We start from the raw sequence: 23,214 nt of genomic DNA on the forward strand, positions 1-23,214 counted from the left end.
GAACGCCTTATTCGATGATTGCCAGCGGTGCGCCGTATTCTACTGTGTCGCCGTCACCCACCAGGATGCGTTTCACGGTGCCGGATTTTGGTGCCGGGATGTGGTTCATGGTTTTCATGGCTTCCACGATCAGCAGGGTGTCGCCTTCGGACACGGTCTGGCCCACGGCGGCAAAGGCTGGCGCGCCTGGCTCAGGTGCGAGATACACGGTGCCCACCATTGGCGAGGTGACGGCGCCCGGGTGGCTCGCAGGATCGTCCTCAGAGGCGGCTGGCGCGGCAGCGGGAGCTGCGGCCGGTGCGGCTGCGACGGGTGCGGCGGCGGGGGCAGCCACGGCCACCGGTGCGGCTGCGGCAACCACTTGTGTCTGGCGGCTGACACGCACGTTCAGGCTGTCGTCTTCGCCATACTCGCGCATCACTTCCAGCTCGGTCAGGTCATTTTCCCGCAGCAGCTCTGCCAAAGCAGAGATGAAGGCCACATCAGAATCGTGATTTTGTTTGCTCATTTTACGTTTCTATCCCCTACGCGCTTATGCGCTGTTGAGTCTTATTGGTTTCCCCTGCGGCGCTTATAGAGAAAAAGCTGCCCCTAGGAAAGCTGAACTGGGGTTCAGATGGGGGGAAATGGACGCAGTTTCCAGCCCTGAATCGGGCTTAGAGCGGCATTCCGGACAATTTGGCAACCAGTTCCGCCAATTTGCGGGCGCCAAACTTGCGCAAGAGCCGCGCGCGGTATTCTTCGACCGTGCGGTAAGACAGCTCCAGCTCGAGACCAATTTCTTTGGAGGTCATGCCGCGACAGGTCAAGATTGCCACTTCGCGTTCGCGTTGTGTGAGTTCCACCACAGGCCGGTCTTCAGACAGGTCGGCAAAAGACCAGACGCTTTTTTGAAATGGATTCTCGGGGGAGGTCGACTGGCCTCGGACGCGACACCAGAACAATGTGCCATCCATGCGTTGCATCACTCGTTCGTCACTATACCGCCCGGTGCCGCCAAGTGTGGAATAGACTTTCTCGCCAAGTTTCTGGAAATCTTCGTCAGAGGCGTAGAAGTCGGCAATGGAGCGGTTGGCGCACTCTTCCGGTGCGATAGAAAACATTTCGCCAAAACGCAGGTTCACCCGTTGGATGATCCGGTTTTCAAGGATGCAGAGTCCGACGGGGGCGTGATCAAAGGCAAGAGCGTTCAGTTCCATGGGGCGCAGTGATGGCACAGGCACGCCCAAAGGGGAAGGCGCAAAGGTAAACGGCGCGCCATTGGGACGCGCCGTTCTTAGTCTTCTCCTGCGGCTTAAAGGCCGGAATTGAAGCGGTCACGGGCGGCGCGGCCTGCGTCTGAGTTTTCGAAGCAGACCAGCAGGTTGTGGTTTGCCAAAGGAGTTTCGTGGAACACCAGTGCGTCGGCGTGTTTTGCCAGCCGTGGCTCGGTGGCGAGCATGTGCTCAAACACGTTGCGGTCAATCACGGCGGCGTCCATGCGGCCAGCGGCGACTTTTTCCACGTTGGAGGCATCGGTTGGGCCTGCGTCCACCTTGAGGGAGCCATCAGCGACCATGGCGTCAAAGCGGGCTTCGTTGATGTAGCCTTCGACCACGCCGATGCGGTAGTTGCCCAGATCGTCATGGGAGGACCAGCTGAACGCGTTGTCTTTACGGTGGATGAATCCTACTGGAGAGGTGCCAAATGGGGCGGAGTAAACGCAGCGGTCGCCACCTTTTTCGACGTCGGCACCGGCGTCATAATATTCCGGGTAAAGGCCAAGGTAGTTTGGATCTTTGGCGGCAAGGTTGACGGCGCGGTTCCATGGGAAGACTTCGGCTACAACCTCCTCCCCTGCGGCGGCAAAGGCGGCGGTGACCGCGTCCGTCGACGTGCCGGAGCCGTCAGCGTTCACATATGGGGGCCATTCCAGCGTGGTCAGTTTGACAGTTTCGGCCGATGCTGTGGTGGCGAGGGCCGCAAGGGCGGCGGCAAAAAGCGTGGATTTTTGCATGGTGACTCCAAAAATTGAATGAGCATTTAAGTTCTGGCGTCACCTGAGCATGAGAGTGCTAAAAAGCCGTTACCTTTTGGGTGGGGCAAGGACTGGTGGTTTTACGGGATTGCAGCGTGGGCGGTCTTGCGGCTTGCTGAGGTTGGGAGAGGGAGGACAGCGATGAATATTGCGACATGGTTGGTGCGCGCGGAGCAGCGCGCGCCGGAGCGGGAGGCGATTTTTGACGGGCAGCGCTGTGTAGAGACCTATGGCGGGTTTCTGAGCCGCGCGCTGGGGGTGGTGCAGTGGTTGGATACACAAGGTGTTCAAGCTGGTGATCGGGTTGGGGTGTTTATGAAAAACGGCCCTGAGTATCTGATTGCGCTATACGGCATTTGGGCCGCCGGGGCGGTGGCGGTGCCGATCAACGCCAAGCTGCACCCCAAAGAGGCGGCGTGGATTTTGCAGGATGCTGAGGCACGGCTGTGTTTTGTGTCTGCGCGTTTTGAGACGGTGCTCTCCGAGGTCTGCGATGTGGTTTGTGCCACCGTGCCGGATACTCGCGGTTATGACAGAGAGATTGTGGCTCGGGACCCAGATGATCTTTGTTGGCTGTTTTACACCTCCGGCACCACGGGACGACCCAAAGGCGTGATGATCACCCATCGCATGATTGTGGCCATGGCGATGAGCTATTTTGCCGATGTGGATCAAGTGACCGCTGAGGATACGGCGCTTTATGCGGCGCCGATGAGCCATGGAGCCGGGCTTTATAACGTCATGCATGTGCTCAAGGGCGCACGGCATGTGGTGCCGAAGAGTGGTGGTTTTGACGAGGCGGAGATTTTTGATCTCGCCGCGCATTTTGGGCGGGTGCATATGTTTGCCGCACCCACAATGGTGAAACGCATGACGCAGGTGGCCAAGGCGATGGGCGCCGATGGGGCTGGGCTGCGCACCGTCGTATATGGTGGCGGACCGATGTATGTGGAGGACATCCGTGCGGCTGTGGCGCACTTTGGGCCGGTGTTTGCGCAAATTTACGGACAAGGCGAATGCCCGATGTGCATCACAGCGCTGACCAAAGATGAGGTGGCGAAAGGCGACGAGGCTGTGTTGCCCTCGGTTGGTCGGGCGCAATCGGTGGTGGAACTGGCGATTGGCGGACCTGAGGGGCTATTGCCTGCAGGCGAGGTTGGAGAAATCCTAGCGCGTGGGGATGCGGTGATGCCGGGGTATTGGCGCAACGCGGCGGCCTCTGCGGCGGCGTTGAAAGACCGGTGGCTGCACACCGGCGACATGGGCGTGTTGGATGCGGCGGGGTACCTAACGCTGAAGGATCGCAGCAAAGACCTGATCATTTCCGGGGGGACCAATATTTATCCGCGTGAGGTGGAAGAGGTGCTGTTGACGCACCCGTCAGTGGTGGAAGTGTCTGTGGTGGGCAGGCCGCACCCGGAGTGGGGCGAGGATGTGGTGGCCTTTGTGGTCTGTGACGGTCCGCTGGATGTGGCGGCGTTGGAGGCGCATTGTTTGGCGGAGATGGCGCGGTTCAAGCGGCCAAAGGACTATGTGCAGGTGGAGCGCCTGCCGAAGAACAACTATGGGAAGGTGTTGAAGACAGAATTGCGCGGGATGTTGGGGGAGTAAGCTGGGCGCCTTGCAGCAGGCAAAAAAAGAGGCCGATCAATCGCCTCCGTCGCCGTCTCCATCTGCCTCGCTGTCCCATAACCCGCCAGGCTCGGATGGGTCCGTGTCAGAACTGCGTTCGCCCCCGTGCCATTCCACCCAGACGTAGAGACCGTCTTCTCGTTGGCGCAAGGATTTTCGGCGAACGCGGTTGCGATACACCGAAAAGGCGATGAAGGCGACAATCAAGGCGCATTGAAAAGGTTCGAATACCCAACCGGTATCCGCGCTGTAGCTCAGCATAAATTGTATCCGTGTGTTGGGGAAAAACAGACAGGAGACGTGTCGGTTGCCGATGCAGGGTCAGAGCTGTCCAACCCCTCTGCATCACATCAACCTGTTTATTCGTATCTGTCTCATGTCTGACTTCTGGATAGCACGGCGCTTGTAACAGTTTTGCGACAAGCGGGGGTGAGGTTGCGGAGAAGCGCGGGCGAACCTCGGGTTGACCGGACGGGGTTGCTTACCGCTACTATGGGGCTTCATTTTTTAGGAGCTTAGGCATGAAGACATTTTCCTCTTTGCTGGGCGCGGCCTTTCTCTCTCTTGCGAGCACCACAACCGGACATGCACAAGAACAACCCAATATCGTGTTCATTTTCCTCGACAATTTTGGCTGGGGCGAGCCGGGTTTTAATGGCGGTGGCGTCATTCGCGGCACACCAACGCCGGAGATGGACGCTTTGGCGGCGGAAGGGTTGCGGCTGACCAATTTTAATGTGGAAGCACAATGTACCCCCTCGCGCGCGGCGACCATGACGGGGCGCTATGGTATCCGCAGTGGCAATCACACTGTTCCGCTTGGCGGCGGAGTCTATGGGCTGACCCAATGGGAAGTGACCATGGCGGAGATGCTGAAGGACGTGGGTTACGACACGGCGATGTATGGCAAATGGCATCTTGGCTGGTCCGAAGGGCGCTATCCGTCAAGTCAGGGTTTTGATGAGTTTTATGCCGTTGAAACCACCGATGTGACGGTTTGGCCGACGCTCACGGGGTATGCCGAAGCCGATATGGAAGACAATGTGGTGATGCAGGGGGTAACGGGAGAAGCTGCCACCGTTGCGCGGCCTTATGACCTTGAATACCGCGGGCTGATTGACGGCGACCTGACCGAGAAGGCGATCGATTTCATCAACCGTAAATCGGGGGAGGAAAACCCGTTTTTCATCTACCTTGCCTATACGCAGACGCATTACCCCAACATCGCGCATCCGGAGTTCACAGGCGCGACTGGCAACGGTGTCTGGGCGGATATTCTGTTGCAGGTAGACACTTATTTGGGGCGCGTGACGCAGGCGCTGGAAGAAGCTGGCGTGGCCGACAACACGATTGTGATCTTCACGGCGGATAACGGCCCGGAGGCATTGCAGGTCGGGAGTTCAAACGTCTCGCCGACGCCAGCGGTTCAAGGCAGCGCCGGTCCTTGGCGCGGGACGTTGTTTACCAGCCTAGAGGGCAGTTTGCGGGTTCCGTTTGCGGTGCGCTGGCCGGATCGTATTCCGGCAGGCTCGGTCAACAATGGTGTGGTGCATTCAATGGACCTGTTTCCGACGTTAGCGACGTTTGCTGGGGGCAAGGTACCGACTGATCGCGCCTTTGATGGCATTGATCAGTCTCAGTTGTTTCTTGGTGAGCAGGAGAACTCCAACCGCGAAGGGGTGATTGTCTACATGGGCGAGCAGGTGTTCGGCGTGAAGTGGAACGACTGGAAGGTGATGTTCAAGGAGAATTCCGGCGTGTTTGGACCGACAGAGACCTATGACACGCCGCGGGTCTATAACCTGCTGAATGATCCGCATGAGCGGGAGAACGTGCTGTTCCCCTATACTTGGGTGGCCGAGAAGGCGATCCCGCAGCTGTATGAACATGCGGCGTCGTTCCAGACGTATCCGCCGATCCCGCCGGGGACGCCTGATCCTTATGTGCCGCCGGTGGAGTGAGGTTTTAGTCTAAGAATGAAAAAGCCCCGTCAAATTTGACGGGGCTTTCCAATATCGCGTTTACTTCGCGCTTAGGTGACGATGGTCGCCTCGGTTGCGGCGCGCAGTTCGTCCTCGCTCACGCCGTCGGCACATTCCACGATTCGCAAGCCGCCCTCGACCACGTCCAGCACACCCAGATTGGTGATGATGCGGTCAACCACACCTTTGCCGGTCAGGGGCAGGGTGCATTCTTTCAGCACTTTGGAGACGCCGTGTTTGTTGGCGTGATCCATCACAACCACCACGCGGCCGACACCGGCCACTAGATCCATCGCGCCGCCCATACCTTTGACAAGCTTGCCGGGGATCATCCAGTTGGCCAGATCACCGTTCTCAGCCACTTCCATGGCGCCCAAGATGGCCATGGCGATTTTGCCGCCGCGGATCATCGCGAAAGACTGTGCAGAGTCAAAATACGCGGTCTGTGGCAGCTCGGTGATGGTCTGCTTGCCAGCGTTGATCAGGTCGGCGTCTTCTTCACCCTCGATCGGGAACGGGCCCATGCCGAGCATGCCGTTTTCCGATTGCAGCGTGACTTCGACGCCTTCGGGGATGTGGTTGGAGACCAGCGTCGGGATGCCGATGCCGAGGTTCACATACCAGCCGTCTTGCAGTTCCTGTGCGGCGCGTGCCGCCATTTGATTGCGATCCCAAGCCATGATTATGCCTCCTCACGCGGGCGCACGGTGCGCTGTTCGATACGTTTTTCGTGATCACCCTGAATGATGCGGTGCACGTAGATGCCGGGCAGGTGGATGCTGTCGGGATCAAGCGAGCCGGTGGGCACGATCTCTTCAACTTCCACAATGCAGATCTTGCCGCAGGTGGCCGCAGGAGCGTTGAAGTTGCGGGCGGTTTTGCGGAACACGAGGTTGCCGGTTTCATCCGCTTTCCAGGCTTTCACAATGGCAAGATCGGCAAACATGCCCTCTTCCATGATGTAGTCTTCCATGGCGCCATCCGGGCCGGTGGGGAACTGCTTTTCCAGCTTGCCTTCGGCAATCACGGTGCCCACGCCGGTTTTGGTGAAGAAGCCCGGGATGCCCGCGCCACCTGCGCGCATGCGCTCCGCCAGAGTGCCCTGTGGGTTGAATTCCAGCTCCAGCTCCCCGGAGAGGTACTGGCGCATGAATTCTGCGTTTTCACCCACGTAGGAGCTGATCATTTTTTTGACCTGTTTGGTCTGCAACAGGATGCCGATGCCGAAGTCATCGACGCCCGCGTTGTTGGAGGCAAACGTCAGATCTTTGACCCCGCTGTCTTTGATTGCGTCGAGCAGAAGCTCGGGAATGCCGCAGAGGCCAAAGCCGCCTGAGGCAATGAACATGCCGTCGCGCAAAACGCCGTCCAGCGCCTCAGCGGCATTTGCATATACCTTTTTCATGGATGTCTCCCCTTATCCGGAAATTGAGGAGAGTAGTGACGGCGGGGCCGGGATGAGTCAACGCCAGCTGGGGGTGCCCGGTATTACTACGGTTGTTTGTGGGTAGTGGTGGGGGAAGGATTGGGGGCCAGCCCCCAAACCCCCGGGATATTTGAGGGCAAATGAAGCCAGGGCAAAGAAAAGGCCCCGCTGAGGGGCCTGATCGTTAGTCTTCTTTGGGTTTCTTGGCAGCGGCCTTTTTGGCGGGGGCCTTCTTTTTGGCGGCCGGTTTTTTCTTGGCGGCGGCTTTCTTCTTGGCCGGTTTCTTACCAGCTTTTTCGGTGATCCACTCCATGGCTTGCTCCATGGTCACGTCTTTCACATCGACCTCTTTCGGGATCGTGGCGTTGACTTTTTCCCATTTCACATAAGGCCCATAGCGGCCGTCCATGATGTTGACCGGGCCGCCGGCGTCGGGGTGTTCACCCAGCTCTCGCAGCGCTTTGGCAGCGGCGCGGCGACCACGGCCCGGGTTATTGCGCTTCTCGGTGATCATCTCCATCGCGCGGTTCATGCCGATTTCGAAGACATCCAAGGTCTCTTTGAGATTGGCGTAGACCGGTTTTTCCTCATCCGGCAGCTGGTGCATGATGTAGGGGCCAAACCGTCCCAGGTTGGAGGCAATCGCGCCGCCTTCGGGGTGTATGCCAATTTCGCGCGGCAGGGTCAGCAGGGTCACAGCCTGCTCCAAAGTCACTTCTTCAGGGCCCCAGCCCGGCAGGAACTCTTTGCCCTGTTTGGGCAGGGAGGAGCGAGGCGGTTTTTTGTTCTCTGGTGTGGCTTCGCCGCGCTGGACGTATGGGCCAAAGCGGCCGGATTTCAGGTGAATTTCGTCGCCATCGTCCTCGCCCAGGACCTTCTCGTAGCCTTCTGCGCCCTCGCCGGAGATCGGGCGGGTGTAATTGCATTCCGGATAGTTGCCGCAGCCAACAAAGCCGCCGGTGCGGGAGGTTTTGAGGTGCAGCTGGCCTGCGCCGCATTTGGGGCAGACGCGCGGATCTGTGCCGTCTTCACGGGCTGGATAAAGCTGCGGTGCCAGCGCGTCATCAAGGATGTCGAGCACTTCGGAAATGCGCAGGTCGCTGGTTTCGGCAATTGCGGCGTGGAAGTCTTTCCAGAAGCGCGACAGCACGTTTTTATAGTTGCGGTCGCCTGCGGAGACGTCATCGAGTTCTTCTTCGAGGTTGGCGGTGAACTCATAGCCGACATATTTGCGGAAGAAGTTCACCAGGAAGATTGTCACGATCCGGCCTTTGTCCTCTGGGAACAGGCGGTTTTTCTCTTTGCGGACGTAGTCGCGGTCTTGGATAGTTGTGATCACCGACGCGTAGGTGGAGGGGCGACCGATGCCAAGCTCTTCCATACGTTTCACCAAGGTGGCCTCGGTGTAGCGGGGCGGCGGCTGGGTGAAGTGTTGTTCCGGCGAGACGGCGTTTTTGGCCATGGCCTCACCCTGCATGATTTGTGGCAGGCGCTTGCCGTCCTCATCATCCACAACCTGATCGTCGCGACCCTCTTCGTAGACGCGCATAAAGCCGTCAAACATCACCACCTGACCGGTGGCGCGCAGCTCGATTTGCTGGTCGCTGGAGGCGATGTCTACGGTGGTGCGCTCCATGCGGGCGCCTTCCATTTGACAGGCCAGGGTGCGTTTCCAGATCAGATCATAAAGCTTGCGTTGATCGTCCTCAGACACCTTCAGGTCGGCCGGTTTGCGCATCATATCCGTCGGGCGGATACATTCGTGCGCTTCCTGCGCGTTCTTGGCTTTATTCTTATATATCCGCGGTTTGGTCGGTACGTAGTCCTTGCCGTAAAGCGCCTCGATGGCGTCGCGCGCACTGTCTACGGCTTCCGGCGCCATGTCGATGCCATCGGTTCGCATATAGGTGATGTAACCCGCCTCATAGAGACGCTGCGCAGTGCTCATGCAGTGTTTCGCGCCCATGCCAAACTTGCGGCTGGCTTCTTGCTGCAGGGTTGAGGTCATGAACGGCGCGGACGGGTTGCGCGACGCGGGTTTGGCCTCGACGCGGGCGACCGACAAATCGCGGCTTTGGATGGCTTGGACGGCCAGTTCTGCAGCAGTGGAGTTCTCCAGTGAAAACTTGTCGAGCTTTTCGCCGCCCAGCACAGTGAGGCGGGCCTCAAACTGTTGGTTGCGCGGGGTGGAGAGCTGGGCTTTCACGGACCAGTATTCGCGGGCGTTAAACGCCTCGATCTCGGTTTCGCGTTCCACGATCAGGCGCAGGCATACAGATTGCACACGTCCTGCAGAGCGCGCGCCGGGCAGTTTGCGCCACAGCACGGGAGACAGGTTGAAGCCAACGAGGTAGTCGAGCGCACGGCGGGCCAAATAGGCGTCGACCAAAGGTTGGTCTACCTGGCGTGGGTTCTGCATTGCCTCGGTGATTGCGGCTTTGGTGATGGCGTTGAACACCACACGCGACACATTGGTGTCTTTCTTGATGGCGCGGCGTTTGCGCAGGGCTTCTTCGAGGTGCCAGCTGATCGCTTCGCCTTCACGATCGGGGTCGGTCGCGAGGATCAGTTCGTTGTCGGTTTTGAGTGCATCCGCAATGGCTTTGACGTGGGGGCGAGAGGAATTGCCGATCTCCCAGGTCATCGCAAAATCTTCGTCCGGATCCACCGAGCCATTTTTGGCGGGCAGGTCCCGGATGTGGCCATAAGAGGCCAATACCGTGTAGTCCGAGCCAAGGTATTTATTAATTGTTTTGGCTTTGGCTGGGGATTCTACGACAACTACTGGCATTCATTTTCCTCTCGACTCGGCGCGAGCCTTATGGCGGCGAAAAATGTGGGGCGAAAGGGGGGATTGTCAATGCATAGCGGAATTTCACGTGTCAGAGTGCGCGACACAGAGGGAGTATTTAACGAATGAAGCATTTAATTTTGGCCGGGGTTTTGATGGTGACAGCGGCAAGTGGCGCGATTGCGCAAAGCTGGAAAGAGCCGGCGCGGGGCACGCAGGTGCGTAAAGATATGATGAGTGCGATCCGCCCAATTGTGGAATGGCGGCTGGGCGCGCCGGTGCAATTTGTGGTCAAAGACCTGCGGGTTGCGGGGGACGTAGGCTATGGTCGGCTTTATGCGCAACGCCCAGGCGGCGCAAAGATTGAGCTGAACGCGACGCCGATTTCGATGCGCATGGGCGGCGACTACTTTGAAGAATGGGAAGAACCTTACATTGATGTGATGTATCAGAAGTCCGGCAACGTCTGGGTGGCGGTGGAGTATACTCTGTCGTCCAGCGAGGCCTGGTGGGCCGCGCCGGAGTATTGTGCCGCGTATGGGCCTGTTCTGACGGAGTGGTGCCACTAAATTTCCTGCATTTTAGGTTTTTGAGAGCAGCCCGCCCGCCAGGCGGGTGATCTTGCCGTCCATTTCGAGGTCCAGAAGCACTGGAGTGACCTCAGATGAGGACATCACCATGTCGCGCACAAGCTGGTCTTCGCTGACGGGGGAGGGGCCGAGGCGCTGCAGGATCTCGCTGTGTAAGGCAGCGGTGTCGCGCAGGCTGCGCTTGGGGCGGCGTGGTAAAGGCTCTTCCGGAGGCTCATCTGTGCGCAGCGTGCGCAAGGGGAGTGTGTTGAGCACTTCCAGCACATCTTCGGCGCCGCGCACAAGGCTTGCCCCATCACGGATCAGGATGTTGGCGCCAGCGGCACGGGCGTCAAACGGGTGGCCGGGCACCGCCAGCACGTCGCGGCCCTGATCCAACGCAATGCGCGCGGTGAGCAGGCTGCCGGACTTGGAAGCGGCTTCGACCACCACCACAGCGCGCACAAGGCCGGAGATAATCCGATTGCGGGCCGGGAAGTGGCGGGCGCGGGGTTCCATATTGGGGCGTTGCTCAGACAGGCAGAGGCCTTGGGCGGCGATCTGCTCTGCCAGACCGATGTTTTGGGAGGGGTAGGGGCGGGCAAGACCTCCGGCGTAGACAGCAATGGTGCCGGTGTCCAACGAGGTCTCATGGGCGGTGGCGTCGATACCACGGGCGAGGCCAGAGACCACGGTGAGCCCCGCGTCGCCAAGATCGGATGCCAGGCGTTTGGCCATGCGCATACCCAAAGAGGAGGCATTGCGGGCGCCGATTAAGGCAACTGTTGGTGTGTTGAAGAGATCGGTGTTTCCAAGGCACCACAGCATGGGCGGTGCGTCGGGAATTTCTTTGAGAAGCGCCGGATAGTCCGCGTCTTCAAAGAAAAGAGGCCGTGCTCCAAGAGCACGGCCGTCATTCAGTTCGCGTTTTGCGTCGTCGATTGATGTTGGGGTGTACCGGGGCACGCCAGCAGTTCTTGCTATCTCGGGCAGGGCGTTTAGGGCCGCCTCCGCCGATCCATGCTCCCGCATCAATTTATGATATGTTGTTGGCCCGACACGTCGGGATCGCAAGAGGCGAAGCCGCGTCAATCGCGCTTCCTCCGTGGTGGGTGGGATTTGGGGGTGAGTGGAAGAAATTCGATCTTCGGTCATCCGCAACTCCGCCTGCTTGCAAGACAAGTATTAATCTTTCAGTGGTTAACAGCACGTAAACCAAACAGGAAAAAATTGAGAATTGACCAAATAAAACGAATTCCCCTCACATTTTAGGTAGCTTTGCCTTAAGTGGCCGCGCCGCCAACCGTCAATCCGTCCATCAAAACAGTGGGTTGGCCCACGCCAACCGGCACCCATTGGCCTGCCTTGCCGCAGTTTCCCATGCCCGGATCAAGCGCCATATCATTACCCAGACCTTTAATTTGGGTCATGGCGGTGGCGCCATCGCCTATTAATGTGGCGCCTTTAACGGGCGCGCCGACCTTTCCGTTCTCTACTCGGTAGGCCTCGGTGCAGGAAAACACGAACTTGCCGTTAGTAATATCGACCTGTCCGCCGCCAAAGCCCACGGCGTAGATGCCATCCTTGAGGGAGGCGACCAGATCTGCGGGATTCGCGTCACCACCTTCCATATAGGTGTTGGTCATGCGCGGCATGGGGGCGTGGGCGTAGCTTTCACGGCGGCCGTTGCCGGTAGGGGCGACTCCCATCAGGCGGGCGTTTTGCCGGTCCTGCATGTAGCCGACCAATACACCGTCTTCGATCAGGGTGGTTTTGCCGGACGGCGTGCCTTCGTCGTCCACGGTGATCGACCCGCGACGGTCCGCAATGGTGCCGTCGTCGATCACGGTCACGCCTTTGGAGGCGACTTGCTGCCCGATCATTCCTGCAAATTTGGAGCTGCCTTTGCGGTTGAAGTCGCCTTCGAGGCCGTGGCCCACCGCTTCGTGCAGCAGAATACCCGGCCAACCAGGCCCAAGCACCACTTCCATCGGACCAGCCGGGGCAGGCACGGCGGAAAGGTTCACTGTGGCGACACGCAGGGCTTCGCGGGTCTTGGCTTGCCAGTCAGCAGGATCAAGCAGCCCATCGAGACCAACACGACCACCGCCGCCAGCCGAGCCGCTTTCACGGCGGCCGTTTTCTTCGACAATCACCGAGACATTGACGCGGGTCATGGGACGGGTGTCGGTGATGACCTGACCATCGGGGCGCAGGATCACCACCTCTTGATGAGAAGCGGCCAATGTGGCGGAGACCTGCACCACGCGTGGATCAATATCGCGGGCAAAGGTGTCGATGTCGCGCAGGGTTTCGATCTTTACTGGGAAGTCGATGCCTCCGATGGGGTCCGCGTCAGTGTAGAGTTTGCGGTTGGTTGGCTTTGGGCCGTCCGCAAGTGTGCCTCCGCCGTTGCCAACCGCAAGGCGGGCGGTGTCCACCGCACGTTTGATGGCGGCTTCGCTGATCTCAGAAGAATGGGCGTATCCGGCGACCTCGCCATTGACCGCGCGCAGGCCGAATCCTTCGGCGGCGTCGTAGCTTGCGGTCTTGATCCGGCCGTCATCAAACACCAAAGCTTCCGAACTGCGGCGTTCAAAAAACAACTCGCCATCATCTGCACCCGTGGTCGCAGCGCGCAAATGCCGCAGCGCGGTGCCCTCATCTAGTGTGTTTTCAAAGGGTTGGAAGCGGGATTGGGTCATGTGCGGTTAGCCTCTAAATTTGATCTAAATCAAAAAAGCGTCCGTTTGACGCAAGCTTCGATCTTTATCTACGGGAGAGAATATGGTTTTTAGGCGCGAAACAACAGCGGGATTCCGCCGAAAGGCACCAGGGATTCTGTTCCACCGATAAGAACAACACCGCAACCGATCAGGGTGACATATGCGAATTCTCTCGACATTCCTGGGCCTTATGGCAGCAACACTTGCGGCGCCTGCCATCGCGCAGTCCGCCGAAATCATTGGTAAGCCTGAGCCCAAAGGCCTTGGCTTTCAGCCAGCGGCCACCGAACTGGCCCGTCAGATTCAGTCCCTTGATGGTCTGATCCTGGCAATCATCACCATCATCACGCTGTTTGTGACCGGTTTGTTGATTTACTGCATGGTGCGCTTCAACCGTCGTGCCAACCCAACGCCGGGTACCTTTACCCACAACACACCGCTGGAAATTGCCTGGACCCTTGGTCCGATCCTGATCCTGGTGCTGATTGGCTCCTTCTCGCTGCCAGTGCTGTTTAACCAGCAAGAAATCCCAGAAGGTGAAGTGCACATCAAAGTCACCGGCTACCAGTGGTACTGGGGCTATGAGTACACCGACCACGAGTTTGCCTTTGACAGCTTCCTGCTGCCAAAAGAAGAGCTGGCGGCAAACGGCTACAACGACGATGAGTATCTGCTGGCGACTGACACCAAGGTTGTTGTGCCCGTTGGCAAGACCGTTGTGATGGACGTGACCGGCGCGGACGTGATCCACAGCTGGACCATCCCTTCCTTCGGTGTGAAGCAGGATGCCGTACCTGGCCGTATCGCGCAGCTTTGGTTTGAGGCCGAAAAAGAAGGCATCTTCTTTGGTCAGTGTTCCGAGCTGTGCGGCAAAGACCACGCTTATATGCCAATCACCGTCGAAGTTGTGTCCCAAGAGGCCTATGACGCGTGGTTGAAAGGCGCGATCGAAGAATATGCGGGCGACATGTCCACCCTTCCAGGTGTGGCACTGGCCTCCGCTGACTAAGCGACAAATTTGGGTGCGCGGAGACCGCGCATCCTACAACGCCTGTAGGGTGTGCGCCGTGCGCGCACCTTAATTGGAGAAGACATGAGCGACGCAAGCATCAATACGCAAGCCAGAGCCAGCCATGGTGACGCAGAATTTGGCGACTATTTCGCCCTGCTGAAACCACGGGTGATGTCGCTTGTGGTGTTCACAGCTGCCGTGGGCCTGTTGGCGGCACCGGGCTCTGTGCATCCGTTTGTGGCGTTCTGCGCCATTCTGTTCATTGCAGTGGGCGGCGGTGCCTCCGGCGCATTGAACATGTGGTATGACGCGGACATCGACCGCTTGATGAAGCGCACCCAAAGTCGCCCGATTCCGGCTGGCAAGGTCACCGAAGGCGAGGCGCTGGCAGTGGGCGTGGCGCTGTCCGGTTTTGCGGTGGTGATGCTGGGCCTTGCGGCCAATTGGGTCGCGGCGGCGCTGCTGGCCTTCACCATTTTCTTCTACGTGGTGATCTACACCATGTGGCTCAAGCGCTGGACGCCGCAGAACATCGTGATTGGTGGCGCGGCAGGAGCCTTCCCTCCGATGATCGGCTGGGCGGTTGTGACCGGCGGCATTTCGATTGAAAGCGTGCTGATGTTCACGCTGACCTTCATGTGGACCCCGCCGCATTTCTGGGCGCTTTGCCTGTTCATGAAGTCTGACTACAAAGACGCGGGCGTGCCGATGTTGCACGTGACCCATGGCCGGCGCGTGACCCGCAACCACATCCTAGTTTATACGCTGCTGCTTGCTGTTGTGGCGATTGGCATGGCGTTCACCGGTGTGGGTGGCCCGATTTACCTGACCACGGCGTTGATCCTGAACGGTCTGTTTGTGGCTGGGGCAATTGCGATCTGGCGTCGTGACGAAGAGATTTCCGAAGCGGACGGCTACAAACGCGAGAAAGCGTTCTTTGGCCTATCGCTGATTTACCTGTTCCTGCATTTTGGTGCGATTTTGGCAGAGGCCACGTTGGCCCCCTATGGCATCGGAGGATGGTAAGCAGATGAGCTTTCACGAACAACACGAACTGCACAAACGCCGCTTTGGCCGCAACCTTGGGGTTGCGCTGGTTTTGGTGAGCTTCATTGTGATTGTGTTTGGTCTCACCGTGGTGAAAGTCACCCGCGGTGACTATGAGCCGGAAAACGCCAGCATCCAGAGGGATCAGTAATGGCGATGGACCCGAAGAACAAAACACTGGTGCAAACCGTCAGCGTTGTCCTTGTGATGGGCGCGCTGGCGTGGGCATCTGTGCCGTTTTACGACTGGTTCTGCCGTGTGACCGGCTTTGGCGGTGTGACGGACGTTGCTGAGACCGGCAGCGATGTGATTCTGGATAAGACCATCAAAGTGCGGTTTGACGCCTCCATCGAGCGTGACATGGCGTGGGAATTCAAACCCCTGCAACGCGAGATGGAGATCCGGATCGGTGAGACTGGTCTGGCGTTCTACGAGGCATACAACCCATCCGACCGTCCGATTGCCGGCACTGCGAGCTACAACGTGGCGCCGTATGATGCGGGTGGGTTTTTCACCAAGATCGACTGTTTCTGCTTTGAAGAGCAGGTGCTGCAACCCGGCGAGCGGGTGACGATGCCGGTGAGTTTTTATGTGGACCCGGAAATCGTGGATGACCGGGACGCAAAATATATCAAGGTGATCACATTGGGATACACCTTCTATGAAACCGACTTGCCCGAAGAACTGGCGTCCTTGACGACAGTGGGCGAGTAAAAGCAAAATCAAAGGTAAGCCTTCCAACGAGGGAAATGGAAAACATGGCGCACGTAAAAGATCACGATTATCATATTTTGAACCCCTCTTGGTGGCCGTTCCTCGGCGCTTTGGCGGGTTTCATCATGCTGTTTGGCGCGGTTGTGTGGATGCACGACAGCGGTCCTTGGATGTTCCTGATTGGCCTGATTGGCGTTTTGTACGTCATGTTTGGCTGGTGGGCTGACGTCATTGCGGAAAGCAACGTGGGCGATCACACGCCGGTGGTGCAAATTGGTCTGCGCTACGGTTTCATTCTGTTCATCATGTCCGAAGTGATGTTCTTTGCCGCTTGGTTCTGGACCTTCTTCAAGCACCGCATGTATCCAATGGATCCAAACGGCAACAGCCCAGCTGTGGACGGTCCTTGGCCTCCTGTTGGCATCGAGACGTTTGACCCTTGGCACCTGCCGCTGATCAATACGCTGATCCTGCTGTGTTCCGGCTGTGCTGCGACTTGGGCACACCACGCACTGGCGCATGAAGACAACCGCAAAGATATGAAAAACGGTCTGATCATCGCGGTTCTGTTGGGCCTGATCTTCACCGGCTTCCAGGCTTATGAATACAGCCACGCGGCGTTTGGTTTCTCTGGCAACATCTACGGCGCGTCCTTCTTCATGGCGACCGGTTTCCACGGCTTCCACGTGATCATCGGCACAATCTTCCTGTTTGTTTGCCTGCTGCGTCTGAACGCGGGTCACTTCACCAAAGAAAAGCACGTCGGTTTTGAGGCGGCTGCCTGGTACTGGCACTTTGTGGATGTGGTCTGGCTGTTCCTGTTTGCAGCGGTCTACATCTGGGGCCAATAAGCCTGCCTGCTAAAGGTTGATCCTTGAGAGCGGATACGATTAAAGCAAAGCGCGGCAGCATCTGCCGCGCTTTTTCTTTTGGGAAGGAACCTTGCCTTGCGTCGACTGTTCTTGCCTCTGTTCTTTGGCATTCTGGGCACGGTGGTGCTGGTGTCTTTGGGCACATGGCAGTTGCAGCGACTGACCTGGAAAGAAGGCGTGCTTACCGAGATCAATGTGCGGATCGCAAGCGATCCTGTGGCGCTGCCTGACTCGATTGATGTTGAGCGGGACAAGTACTTGCCGGTGGCCGTTTCTGGCACCATCACCGAGGATGAAATCCACCTGCTGGCCAGTACGCGCGATGCTGGCGCGGTCTATCGTTTGGTGTCCGCGTTTGAGACCGAAGGTGACCGTCGGATCATGATTGATCGCGGTTGGATCAAGACCGCAGACAAGGACACTGCACGCCCGGCACACGCCGTTGATGTGGTCGGCAACCTGCATTGGCCCGATGAGCGCGATAGTTACACGCCAGCCAATGACGTTGATGGCAATATCTGGTTTGCCCGTGACGTGGATCAGATGGCAGAGGTGCTGGGCACCGAACCGGTGCTGTTGATTGTGCGTGAAGACAGTGACAAGGGCGCGATTGCCACACCATTGCCCGTGGATACCGCCGCTTTGCCCAACAATCACCTTGAATATGTCCTGACATGGTACGGACTGGCAATTGTCTGGGTGGCGATGACCCTGTATTACCTGCGCCGGATGCGCAAAACCAAAAAGGCCTGAGAGACGTGAAATATATTTCGACCCGTGGAAATGCCCCTGAGCTGAGCTTTGAAGAGGCCATGTTGACCGGTCTGGCACGTGATGGCGGGCTTTATGTGCCGGAGAGCATTCCGACGCTGTCGGCCGAGGAGATCGCAGGTCTGGCGGGCAAGTCGTATGAAGAGGCCGCGTTCATTGTGATGCGCCCGTTTGTGGGCGATGCGTTCACCGATGAAGAGTTCAAAGGCATCATCGCGCGGGCCTATGCGAACTTCCGCCACGACGCGCGCGCGCCTTTGGTGCAGCTGGCGCCAAATCACTACCTTCTGGAGCTGTTCCACGGCCCGACGCTGGCGTTCAAAGACTTTGCGATGCAGCTGATTGGTCAGTTGTTCCAGTTCTCCCTAGCGCGGCGCAATGAGCGCGTAACAATTGTAGGCGCGACATCCGGCGATACAGGATCTGCCGCGATTGAAGCCTTCCGTGGCTTGGACAATGTGGATGTGTTTATCCTGTTCCCGCATGGACGCGTGTCTGACATTCAGCGCAAACAGATGACCACACCTGAGGATGCCAACGTGCATGCTTTGGCGCTGGATGGTGATTTTGATGATTGCCAAGCCAAACTCAAAGACATGTTCAACGATTTTGATTTCCGCGATGGCGTGAAACTGGCGGGTGTGAACTCGATCAACTGGGCGCGGGTGTTGGCGCAGGTAGTGTATTACTTTACCTCCGCTGTGAGCCTTGGCGCGCCGCACCGCAAGGTGAGCTTCACCGTGCCAACCGGCAACTTCGGCGACATCTTTGCGGGCTACATCGCCAAAAAGATGGGGCTGCCAATTGAGCGTCTGGTGATTGCCACCAACCAGAACGATATTTTGCACCGCACCATGGAAACCGGGGCCTACACCAAAGAGGGCGTAACGCCCTCGATCAGCCCGTCGATGGACATTCAGGTCAGCTCCAACTTTGAGCGTGCGTTGTTTGATGCTTATGGCCGTGATGGCGGGGCTGTGGCGCAGTTGATGGATGAGCTAAAGGACGGCTCCTTTGCGATTTCGCAAGGCGCGATGGAAACGCTGCGCGAGCATTTTGACAGTGGTCGGGCCTCCGAGGATGAAACCAACGCCACCATTGCCCATGAATTTACCGCGTGTGGAGAAGTTCTTTGCCCCCACTCAGCGGTTGGCGTAAAGGTCGCGGATGCCTATTTGGGCGGGGTGCCTATGGTCACTTTGGCCACGGCACACCCGGCCAAGTTCCCGGATGCGGTGGAAGCCGCGATGGGGGCACGGCCTGCACTGCCGCCGCATATGGCGGATATGATGGATAAAGACGAACGCGTGACCCGCGTTCCCAACGAACTGGGAGCGCTGCAAGCGCTGATCAAGGAACGGATAGCACAGCGTTGACAGTCAAACTGCACACACTCTCCAACGGATTTCAGATCGCCACAGAACATATGCCGGGGCTTGAGAGCGCTTCGATTGGCATCTGGGTGAGTGCGGGTGGCCGCCATGAGCGCGCACCGCAGAACGGTATTGCGCATTTTCTGGAGCACATGGCGTTCAAAGGCACGCAACGCCGAACCGCGTTGGAGATCGCGGAAACCATCGAGGATGTGGGCGGTTACATCAACGCCTATACCAGCCGGGAGGTCACGGCCTACTACGCGCGGGTGCTGAAAGACGACGTGGCACTGGCGCTGGACGTGGTTGGTGACATTGTGTTGAACCCGATTTTTGATCCCAACGAGATCGAGGTTGAGCGTGGCGTGATCTTGCAAGAGATCGGCCAGGCGCTGGATACGCCGGACGATGTGGTGTTTGATTGGTTGCAGGAGCGGGCCTATCCGGATCAGCCAATTGGCCGCACCATTTTGGGCGAGGACGATCATGTGCGCCGCTTTGGCCGCGAAGATCTATCGGCCTTTGTCACCGAGCACTATCGGCCGGAACGTATGATCCTGTCCGCGGCTGGCGCTGTGGATCACGACGAGATCGTGCGTATGGCCGAGGAGATGTTTGGTCATCTTGAGCGGGGACCGGCAATTGAACTGGTGCCAGCGCGGTTCGCCGGGGGCGAATACCGCACGGAGAAAGCGCTGGAACAGGCGCATTTTGCCATTGGTTTTGAAAGCCCGGATTACTGCAGCCCGGATATCTATACCGCGCAGATTTACTCCAGCGCTTTGGGCGGCGGCATGTCGAGCCGTTTGTTCCAGGAGGTGCGTGAAAAGCGTGGGCTGTGTTATGCAATTTTTGCCCAGACCGGGGCTTATGCTGACACGGGCATGACCACGATTTATGCGGGCACCTCCGGCGAGCAAATTGCAGAGCTGGCAGAGATCACCATTGATGAACTCAAACGCGCGGCGGACGACATGAACCCTGTTGAGATCGCGCGGGCCCGCACGCAGATGAAGGCGGGCTTGCTGATGGGGCTGGAAAGCCCGTCAAGCCGCGCGGAACGTTTGGCGCGTATGCTGGCGATTTGGGGAAAAATCCCAAGCTTGCCAGAAACAGTTGAGCGTATTGACGGTGTCAGTGATTCTGACGTGCGCCGTTTTGCCGAGCAGATGGCGAGCCAAGCCCGCAGCGCGATGGCGCTTTATGGCCCGGTGTCTGCAGCGCCAACTTTGGACGCTTTGGAAGCGAGGCGCGCTGCTTAATGCTGCTGACGCGTCGCAAGGTTCGGATCGAGACCGAGCGCATGACGTTGCGCCCGCCCATTCATGCGGACTTTCGCGAGTGGGCGGAGCTGCGCTCTGCCAGTGCGGATTTTCTGGTGCCATGGGAGCCGGTGTGGGCCAGCACGCATTTGAGCCGCAAAAGCTTTACCAACCGTGTGTACTGGGCGCAGCGCTCCATTTCCAACGACACGGCGGTGCCGCTGTTTATGTTTCGCCGGTCCGACAATACGTTGGTTGGCGCGATCACATTGGACAACATCCGGCGCGGGCCTGCTCAGGCCGGCACGCTGGGCTATTGGGTTGGGCAGCAGTTTGCGCGACAAGGCTTTATGAGCGAGGCGATCGAGGCGGTGGTGCATCATGCGTTTACGCGCCTGGACTTGAGCCGGATTGAAGCGGCGTGTTTGCCGGAGAATGTCGCAAGTCGGGGTGTGCTTGAAAATTCCGGTTTCAAGTATGAAGGCGTCGCACAGAGCTATTTGCAGATTAACGGCCGCTGGCGGACACATGTGCTCTATGCGGCGCTGCGCCATGACCGGCGTGGTCGGACTTTGGCCGGGCAGGTTTAGGGGGCTTTGCCCCAGCCTCAGCATCGCTGAGGCTTCCCCAGGATATTTGTGGCAAGAAGAAGCCCAAGAAACCGTGCCCCCCAATGGCGTCAATTTCTGCTACCCTGTGTGAAACAGGGAGGGCTGCAGAATGCGGTTTCTAGTACTTATGGGACTGATGTGGGCGACATCCGCGAGTGCGCAGGACCGACGGCCAAGCCATTGTATCGCTTTGGCGCAGGTGCCTGGCGTCGAATACTTGCAGAAGGCATCCTTTCGCGAACCGGTGGACACCCACTCTGTGCGCATCAGCTATATCAGCCATGCGTCTTTCCTGATCCAGAGCCATGACGGCATTGACGTGGTCACGGACTACACTGGGTTTTTAGGCGCAACCACGCTGGTGCCGGATGTGGTTACGATGAACCACGCCCATGCCACACATTGGACCGCTACGCCCGATCCTGCGATCCCCAATGTCTTGCCGGGGTGGGGGGACTATGGGCTGGGGATTGAGCACCACTTGGACTTGGGATCAATGCTGGTGCGCAATGTGCCCACAGACATCCGCAGTTTTGGCGGGGTGGAAGAAAAGGGCAATTCAATCTTTGTCTTTGAGGTGGCGGGGCTGTGCATCGGCCATTTGGGGCATCTGCACCATGAGCCCAATGACGCGCAATATGCCGCCCTAGGCCGGTTGGATGTGGTGATGGCAGCGGTGGATGGCGGCATGAGCCTGGATGTGCCCACCATGATGCGGGTGCTCAAGCGGTTGAAAGCGCAGGTGGTGATCCCGATGCATTGGTTTGAGGAATGGACATTGAGCGCGTTTTTGACCGGCATGTCCGATGAATATCTGATCGAGAACGACGGGCGTTCCAGCCTGACCGTCAGTCTGCGGGACTTGCCGGATCAGCCGACCATCAAAGTGCTCTCGCCGCGCTATCTGCAAGACCCGTAAGGGATTTCGCGTAGACCTTGCCGCAGGGGCAGCGTACATCAGGGCCATGAGTTTACATGATGCTTCCCCCGATTTTGTCCAATCCCTGTCCGAACTGTTGCCGGAAGGCGCGTTGCGCAGCCCCGAGCCGCGCTATCTGGAAGAACCTCGTGGGCGGTCCTTTGGCAATGGTGGCGTGGTGGCCTTGCCGCGCTCGGTTGAAGAGGTCGCAACCGTTGTAAAGGCGTGTCACGCGGCCAGCGTTCCCGTGGTGCCCTATGGCGGTGGCACCGGGTTGGTGGGCGGTCAGCTTGTCGAGGATGGTGCCAAGCCGGTGATCCTGTCCCTGGAGCGGATGAACAAGGTGCGTGACCTGCGCCCGTTGGAAAACGTGATGATCGCGGAAGCGGGCGTGATCCTGCAGGATGTGCAGGCGGCGGCCGAAGCGGCGGACCGATTGTTTCCCTTGTCGCTTGGCGCGGAAGGTACGGCACGGATCGGCGGCAATCTTGCAACCAACGCAGGCGGCGTGAATGTGCTGCGCTATGGTAATGCGCGGGACTTATGTCTGGGGCTGGAAGCGGTACTGCCTACCGGTGAGATTTGGCACGGGCTGACGCGTTTGCGCAAAGACAACACCGGCTATGATCTGCGCAACCTTTTGGTGGGCGCCGAAGGAACATTGGGCGTGATCACCGCGGCGACGTTGAAGCTGTTTGCGCGACCCAAGTCTGTGGCCACAGCGATTGTGGTGGTGACCGACCCGGCAGCAGCGTTGCGTTTGCTGGCCATGGCACGGGATATCGCAGGGGAATCCGTCTCGGCGTTTGAGTTGATGCATCAAAACGGCATGGATTTTGTCGCTGAGACACTGCCGGATGTGCGCTTGCCGTTTGACACACCGCCGGAGTGGTCCGTGCTGATCGAGGTGGGCACCGGATCGGGTGCGGAGGACCTGTTGGAGGAGCTGTTTGGCGAAGCGCTTGAGGAAGGTTTGGTGGCGGATGGGCTGATTGCACAGAGCGCGCGTCAGCGGGACGATTTCTGGAACCTACGTGAGCATATTCCCGTGGCCAACAAGGCGATTGGCTCGGTGGCGAGCCATGACATTTCTTTGCCGCTTGAGGCCGTGCCAGAGTTTATCACCGAGATGAGCGCTAAAATTGCAGCGCAATGTCCGCTGCGCATCAACTGTTTTGGGCATCTTGGAGATGGCAACCTGCACTATAACCTATTTCCGCCCAAAGGCGGCGACCGGCATGACTATGACGATATTCGCCACGATCTAAGCGCGCAGATTTACGATCTGGTGCATCACTATGGAGGCTCGTTCAGTGCCGAACATGGTGTTGGTCGGCTCAAGGTGGGTGATTTGGAAAAATACGGGGACCCGACACGGTTGGCGGCGATGCGCGCCATCAAAACGGCGCTGGACCCTAAAGGGATCATGAACCCGGGCGCGGTGCTCGCGCCCTAGGTCTTCTCATTCTGCAAGTATCCTGGGGAGTCGC

23 protein-coding genes are annotated in these 23,214 nt (G+C 58.4%); 14 read left to right on the top strand and 9 right to left on the bottom strand.

Annotated elements, in window-relative coordinates; translation table 11 throughout:
- Positions 1–7 precede the first annotated feature (7 nt).
- From accB to Q0955_RS18925, 3 genes are all read right to left on the bottom strand, one after another.
- A complete protein-coding gene (accB, locus tag Q0955_RS18915) occupies positions 8–508 on the bottom strand; it encodes an acetyl-CoA carboxylase biotin carboxyl carrier protein (RefSeq protein ID WP_299427757.1) in 501 nt (166 codons plus the stop codon).
- Between the two features lie 148 nt (positions 509–656).
- Positions 657–1,199: a LuxR C-terminal-related transcriptional regulator gene (locus Q0955_RS18920; protein ID WP_299427759.1), complete on the bottom strand. Its 543-nt coding sequence runs from the start codon at positions 1,197–1,199 to the stop codon at positions 657–659.
- Positions 1,200–1,294: 95 nt separating this feature from the next.
- Entirely contained in the window at positions 1,295–1,996 is a 702-nt protein-coding gene (locus tag Q0955_RS18925; protein WP_299427762.1) for an ABC transporter substrate-binding protein, read from the bottom strand.
- A gap of 162 nt (positions 1,997–2,158) precedes the next feature.
- Between Q0955_RS18925 and Q0955_RS18930 the strand changes: the two genes are divergently transcribed.
- Positions 2,159–3,628 (top strand): AMP-binding protein, encoded by a 1,470-nt coding sequence (locus Q0955_RS18930; protein WP_299427765.1) that lies wholly within the window; start codon positions 2,159–2,161, stop codon positions 3,626–3,628.
- A gap of 36 nt (positions 3,629–3,664) precedes the next feature.
- Here Q0955_RS18930 and Q0955_RS18935 read toward each other — a convergent pair whose 3' ends face one another.
- Entirely contained in the window at positions 3,665–3,910 is a 246-nt protein-coding gene (locus Q0955_RS18935) for a hypothetical protein (protein ID WP_299427768.1), read from the bottom strand.
- Between the two features lie 260 nt (positions 3,911–4,170).
- Between Q0955_RS18935 and Q0955_RS18940 the strand changes: the two genes are divergently transcribed.
- The gene (locus Q0955_RS18940) at positions 4,171–5,610 is read left to right on the top strand and encodes an arylsulfatase (protein WP_299427771.1); all 1,440 of its coding nucleotides are present in this window, start codon (positions 4,171–4,173) and stop codon (positions 5,608–5,610) included.
- Positions 5,611–5,681: 71 nt separating this feature from the next.
- Here the strand turns inward: Q0955_RS18940 and Q0955_RS18945 are convergent, their stop codons facing one another.
- The 3 genes from Q0955_RS18945 to topA form a co-directional block, all read right to left on the bottom strand.
- Complete coding sequence (locus Q0955_RS18945) at positions 5,682–6,311, bottom strand: 3-oxoacid CoA-transferase subunit B (protein WP_299427774.1); 630 nt, start codon at positions 6,309–6,311, stop codon at positions 5,682–5,684.
- Positions 6,312–6,313: 2 nt separating this feature from the next.
- Positions 6,314–7,036, bottom strand: coding sequence for a CoA transferase subunit A (locus Q0955_RS18950; RefSeq protein WP_299427777.1), 723 nt, complete (start codon positions 7,034–7,036; stop codon positions 6,314–6,316).
- Positions 7,037–7,241: 205 nt separating this feature from the next.
- Complete coding sequence (gene topA, locus Q0955_RS18955) at positions 7,242–9,848, bottom strand: type I DNA topoisomerase (RefSeq protein ID WP_299427780.1); 2,607 nt, start codon at positions 9,846–9,848, stop codon at positions 7,242–7,244.
- Between the two features lie 125 nt (positions 9,849–9,973).
- On the opposite strand from topA, the gene Q0955_RS18960 reads away from it, so the two are divergent.
- Positions 9,974–10,417, top strand: a complete 444-nt coding sequence (locus Q0955_RS18960; RefSeq protein WP_299427783.1) for a hypothetical protein — start codon at positions 9,974–9,976, stop codon at positions 10,415–10,417.
- A 12-nt stretch (positions 10,418–10,429) separates the two neighbouring features.
- Here Q0955_RS18960 and dprA read toward each other — a convergent pair whose 3' ends face one another.
- Together dprA and tldD are read right to left on the bottom strand one after the other, a co-directional pair.
- Positions 10,430–11,572: a DNA-processing protein DprA gene (gene dprA / locus Q0955_RS18965; RefSeq protein ID WP_299427786.1), complete on the bottom strand. Its 1,143-nt coding sequence runs from the start codon at positions 11,570–11,572 to the stop codon at positions 10,430–10,432.
- 128 nt (positions 11,573–11,700) lie between these two features.
- On the bottom strand, positions 11,701–13,122 hold the full coding sequence (gene tldD / locus Q0955_RS18970; protein ID WP_299427788.1) for a metalloprotease TldD: 1,422 nt from the start codon (positions 13,120–13,122) through the stop codon (positions 11,701–11,703).
- A gap of 181 nt (positions 13,123–13,303) precedes the next feature.
- Here tldD and coxB point away from each other — a divergent pair, with 181 nt between their 5' ends.
- From coxB to Q0955_RS19025, 11 genes are all read left to right on the top strand, one after another.
- Entirely contained in the window at positions 13,304–14,152 is an 849-nt protein-coding gene (coxB, locus tag Q0955_RS18975; RefSeq protein WP_299427791.1) for a cytochrome c oxidase subunit II, read from the top strand.
- An 84-nt stretch (positions 14,153–14,236) separates the two neighbouring features.
- On the top strand, positions 14,237–15,181 hold the full coding sequence (cyoE, locus tag Q0955_RS18980; protein ID WP_299427794.1) for a heme o synthase: 945 nt from the start codon (positions 14,237–14,239) through the stop codon (positions 15,179–15,181).
- 4 nt (positions 15,182–15,185) lie between these two features.
- On the top strand, positions 15,186–15,353 hold the full coding sequence (locus Q0955_RS18985; RefSeq protein ID WP_299427797.1) for a hypothetical protein: 168 nt from the start codon (positions 15,186–15,188) through the stop codon (positions 15,351–15,353).
- The gene (locus Q0955_RS18990) at positions 15,353–15,916 is read left to right on the top strand and encodes a cytochrome c oxidase assembly protein (protein ID WP_299427799.1); all 564 of its coding nucleotides are present in this window, start codon (positions 15,353–15,355) and stop codon (positions 15,914–15,916) included. Before Q0955_RS18985 ends, Q0955_RS18990 begins: the two co-directional genes overlap by 1 nt.
- 44 nt (positions 15,917–15,960) lie before the next feature.
- Positions 15,961–16,767, top strand: a complete 807-nt coding sequence (locus tag Q0955_RS18995) for a cytochrome c oxidase subunit 3 (RefSeq protein ID WP_299427802.1) — start codon at positions 15,961–15,963, stop codon at positions 16,765–16,767.
- 96 nt (positions 16,768–16,863) lie between these two features.
- Positions 16,864–17,541 carry an SURF1 family protein gene (locus tag Q0955_RS19000; protein WP_299427818.1) on the top strand — a complete coding sequence of 226 codons (678 nt, stop codon included), beginning with the start codon at positions 16,864–16,866 and terminating at the stop codon, positions 17,539–17,541.
- Between the two features lie 5 nt (positions 17,542–17,546).
- Positions 17,547–18,935, top strand: coding sequence for a threonine synthase (gene thrC / locus Q0955_RS19005; RefSeq protein WP_299427821.1), 1,389 nt, complete (start codon positions 17,547–17,549; stop codon positions 18,933–18,935).
- Positions 18,932–20,194 carry a pitrilysin family protein gene (locus Q0955_RS19010; protein ID WP_299427824.1) on the top strand — a complete coding sequence of 421 codons (1,263 nt, stop codon included), beginning with the start codon at positions 18,932–18,934 and terminating at the stop codon, positions 20,192–20,194. The genes thrC and Q0955_RS19010 overlap by 4 nt, the downstream gene beginning before the upstream one ends.
- The gene (locus Q0955_RS19015) at positions 20,194–20,784 is read left to right on the top strand and encodes a GNAT family protein (protein WP_299427827.1); all 591 of its coding nucleotides are present in this window, start codon (positions 20,194–20,196) and stop codon (positions 20,782–20,784) included. Before Q0955_RS19010 ends, Q0955_RS19015 begins: the two co-directional genes overlap by 1 nt.
- 130 nt (positions 20,785–20,914) lie before the next feature.
- Positions 20,915–21,724, top strand: a complete 810-nt coding sequence (locus Q0955_RS19020) for an MBL fold metallo-hydrolase (RefSeq protein WP_299427830.1) — start codon at positions 20,915–20,917, stop codon at positions 21,722–21,724.
- A 46-nt stretch (positions 21,725–21,770) separates the two neighbouring features.
- Positions 21,771–23,180, top strand: coding sequence for an FAD-binding oxidoreductase (locus Q0955_RS19025; protein WP_299427833.1), 1,410 nt, complete (start codon positions 21,771–21,773; stop codon positions 23,178–23,180).
- The last annotated feature ends 34 nt before the right edge of the window (positions 23,181–23,214 follow it).

This window comes from uncultured Shimia sp. (assembly GCF_947493595.1).
In the GTDB taxonomy this organism is placed as follows: domain Bacteria; phylum Pseudomonadota; class Alphaproteobacteria; order Rhodobacterales; family Rhodobacteraceae; genus Shimia.